Below are 2,053 nucleotides of genomic sequence, written 5' to 3' on the forward strand. Positions count from 1 at the left end.
AGAACTATACCAAGATTGGTTTCAGTACTGGTGGTGCTAACGGTTCTATAGGGGCAGCTAATCCAGCCGCAACTTGTGAGGCTGCTGCTGCTGCATTTAAAGCCTGTGCCGAGAAAGCCACAGTAGTAGCAGCAGACAAGGATAGCTGGTCTATCACTGATAAGAAAGTGGTAGTCCAATATTAAACTATTATTTTTTTCAATCTTCAAAAAGTCTCCTGACATAGGGGGCTTTTCATACCTACAAAAAGCCTCCCGTGCAAAACTATGCGGAGGTTTTTTTTATATAAATTTGATTCTTCTGCGTTTCTTGAATATTTAACTCTGTTAAATACTCACCTAAAGGGCTAAGTTTTAACTGTGTCCATAAATATTGGGCCAGGCTTTCGCAAGATACGGTATTTAAATAGTCATTTAGTAGGTTTTGGTTTTTGGGTTGTAAAATTTTATGCACTTCTGTGTTCATAAAGTCTCTAGAAAAAAAATCGTCCTTACAAACAACACTCACTCTTATTTTTACACTATGCCCATGTAGGTTTTTAGAAGCCGTTTTTTTATCTTTTGTTTTTGGTTGTTTTAGTTGTAAAACATTTTCATTGCATTGGGTAAAATGATGCACAAAACAGAAATCATAACTTTGTGTTAAAACCACTTTGATATTTGGTATAGCTAAACCCTTATTCATTAATAATATCTACCCATAAATCTTGGTTTTCATAAAGTCTAATTTGCTCTAATTGTATGGACAAAGCATTGTCTTTTAAAAGAGTTTTAATTTCTTTAAAACAAAAACCAGCAATATTTTCTGTGGTGGGGATAATTGTTTTAAAGTAGGGGAGATCAAAATTTAAATGTTTATGGTCTAAGATGTTAACAAAATTTTTTAGTAAGGCATCTAAATCGATTAAATTAATAATCATGCCCGTGTCTTTATTTACAGGCCCCGAAACAAAAGTATCTAAAATGTAATTGTGCCCATGTCCTTTTTCTGAATAGCAAAGGCCAAAGACTTTTTTATTTATCTCTTCGGTCCATTGTTTATTATAATATCGGTGAGCCGCACTAAAATACGATCGCCTAGATAAACTAATTTTTGTCATATACTAATTCCACCATCAACGGTTAAAGTACTTCCTGTTACCCAGGGGGTCGTGCATAAATATTTAATGGCCTCGGCCACATCTTTTGGCTGTCCTATGCGTTGTAAAACTTGTGCTTTATTGGCCTGAGTGTAATGGTTTGAACTTTTATCTTTTTCGGAATAAAAATCATGAATAGGAGTATCTACTAACCCAGGGGCAACCACATTAACACGAATGTACTTGGGCCCTAACTCTAAGGCAATAGCCTTGCTCCAGTAAATTAAGGCGGCCTTTAAACTTCCGTAAGCCGACAAGCCACTAATTACTCGAGTACCCGCGGTAGAGGCAACATTAACAATGCAGTGATAATCTCCCAGCCCTAAAGTTACTCCTGGTTTAAAACTTTTTGCTTTCATATAAGGAAGAAGCAGGCGAGTTAAATTAATTGCTCCCATTAAATTAATTTGAAAATACTCTTGCCAACTTTCCGCAGAAGAATCTGCAAAATTTTCTGACCCATAATAAATACCCGCATTGTTAATTAACGAAATACTAGAGCAGTCTTTTAAAACCAAATCCATTTGCTGAACCATGGTTACAATATTTGATTCCACTGCTAAATCACAAGCATAAACCAAAACACTATCTAAATTATGTTTACTACTGGTTTTTAAAATTCTTTCTTTAGTAACTTTTAATTTATCGACATTGCGCCCAACTAAAATAACCAAATCAAATAGCTTACCCATCTCTAAGCCAGTAGCTTGACCAATGCCACTTCCCCCTCCAGTAATTATTAAAACATTCTTCATAACCTCTCCCTTAAAAATCCGCTTTTTTGGCTTTACTTTGTGACGAAGCGAAGCCTACTTAAATCTAACAAATTAAGTCCATTTAATTTCCAACCTTTCCATTGCTTTTTCATCATTAAGCTAAAGTGAATTTCTCCCAAAGGTATTAAGACATAGTTAT

3 protein-coding genes are annotated in these 2,053 nt (G+C 35.1%); all 3 read right to left on the reverse strand.

Annotated elements, in window-relative coordinates; genetic code table 11:
* Positions 1 to 264: 264 nt before the first annotated feature.
* The 3 genes from HAW63_05595 to HAW63_05605 are packed head-to-tail and all read right to left on the reverse strand — an operon-like array spanning position 265 to position 1,893.
* Entirely contained in the window at positions 265 to 684 is a 420-nt protein-coding gene (locus HAW63_05595) for a hypothetical protein (protein MBE8163442.1), read from the reverse strand.
* Positions 677 to 1,099, reverse strand: a complete 423-nt coding sequence (locus HAW63_05600; protein MBE8163443.1) for a 6-carboxytetrahydropterin synthase — start codon at positions 1,097 to 1,099, stop codon at positions 677 to 679. Before HAW63_05600 ends, HAW63_05595 begins: the two co-directional genes overlap by 8 nt.
* Positions 1,096 to 1,893, reverse strand: a complete 798-nt coding sequence (locus tag HAW63_05605) for an SDR family oxidoreductase (protein ID MBE8163444.1) — start codon at positions 1,891 to 1,893, stop codon at positions 1,096 to 1,098. The genes HAW63_05600 and HAW63_05605 overlap by 4 nt, the downstream gene beginning before the upstream one ends.
* Positions 1,894 to 2,053 lie beyond the last annotated feature (160 nt).

This window comes from Pseudobdellovibrionaceae bacterium, from assembly GCA_015163855.1.
Lineage (GTDB): Bacteria > Bdellovibrionota > Bdellovibrionia > Bdellovibrionales > UBA1609 > JAAOIH01.